This is a genomic window from Kitasatospora sp. P5_F3, assembly GCF_054049135.1.
The window spans coordinates 1-1,478 of the sequence record NZ_JBFUMY010000185.1 but is presented as its reverse complement, the minus strand read 5'-3'; the positions used below and the strand labels follow the sequence as shown (position 1 = coordinate 1,478).

General features: G+C 78.0%; 1 protein-coding gene. It reads left to right on the top strand.

Annotation, left to right across the window (positions count from 1 at the left end; translation table 11 throughout):
• Nucleotides 1–1,478, top strand: a 1,478-nt coding sequence (locus ACXJMZ_RS37210) for a DUF5682 family protein (protein WP_457034418.1), incomplete at both ends; no start/stop codon positions are given.

Below are 1,478 nucleotides of genomic sequence, written 5' to 3'. Positions count from 1 at the left end.
CTGCTGGACGCCGTCGGTGGCGGCCCGCCTCGACCTGGCGGGCGTCCGGGGCGTGACCGCCGAGCTGGCCGCCGCCGGCACCCTGCGCGAACGCACCCGCCAACAGACCGCCGACGGCGGTCCGAGCTGCACCCAGCTGCTGGCCGGGCTGCGCTCCGCCGCCGCCTGCGACCTGCCCGCTCTGGTCGCCGAACTGCTCGCCCAAGCGGCCGAGTTGCTGCCTGCCGCCGGCGCCCTGCCGGAGCTGCTCAGCGCCCTCGACCTGCTGGAGGCGCTGCGCCGGGGCCATCTGCCCGGCACCACCGAGACGACCCGTGCGCAGGCGGCCGAGCTGGCCGTGGTGCTGCTCGATGCGGCCGTCCGCGGGCTGCCCGGGCTCTCCGGCAGCGACGACCCCGGCGACGCGGCCGCGCTGGTCGCCCTCGCCACCCGGGCCGGCGAGCACCGCCTCGGCCTGCGGATGGACGCGGCGCTCGCCGAACTCGCCCGCACTGCCTCGCCGTTGGTCCAGGGCGCGGCGCTGGCCGCCCGGGTCCTGCTCGACCTCGACGACCCGGACCGGCTCGGCACCCGCGCCGCCGGCTGGGTCGACACCGCCACCCACCCCGACGCCCGGCGCCGGCTGGCCCGGCACCTCACCGGCCTGCTGACGGCCGGCGGCCCGCTGTTGCAGTACGCACCGACCGCCCTCGGCCCGCTGCTGGAACGGATCGACGGGCTGCCCGATCAGGGCTTCCTGGACCGGCTGCCCGCCCTGCGGGCTGGCTTCGACGCGCTCAGCCCGGCCGGGCGCGGGCGCCTGCTGGAGACCGTCGCCGAACAACTCGGCGAACGGCCCGACCTCACCCTGACCGCGTCGCCCGAGCTGCTCGCCCTCTGGACGGCGGCGGACTCCTCGGCGGCAGCCGCCCTGGCCGCACTCGGGCTTGGTCCAACTGCCGATGCCCACTCGGCAGTTGACGACGCGACAGAGCTGTCGGCCCGTCCGAAGACCTCGGAGACGGCGCTGCTCGCCCCCGCCGACCGCTGGCGGCTGCTGCTCGGCCGGGAGCCCGAGCGGCTGCCCGACGGCGCCCGACGCTACGCGCAGGCCTTGGACGAGCTCTACGGCGCGGGCCGGGGCGAGGGTGCCGCCGACTTCCCCGGCGGTGTCGGCGGCGGATCGGAGGCGTCCTTCCCCTCCGCCCGGGACTGGGCGGAGGAGCTGGAAGCGCTGTTCGGTGCGGAGGTCCGCGAGGAGGTGMTCGGCAGCGCCGCGGAARCCGGCCGGACCGACGTCCTGGCCGAGCTGGACCCGGCCTCCGTCCGCCCGTCGGTGGAACTGCTGACCTCCGTGCTCAACCTGGCCGGCGGCCTGCCCGAGCAGCGGCTGGCCACGCTCCGGCCGCTGGTGCGCCGGCTGGTCGAGGAGCTCTCCCGCGAGCTCGCCACCCGGCTGCGCCCCGCCCTCAGCGGCCTCGCCACCCCCCGGCCCACCC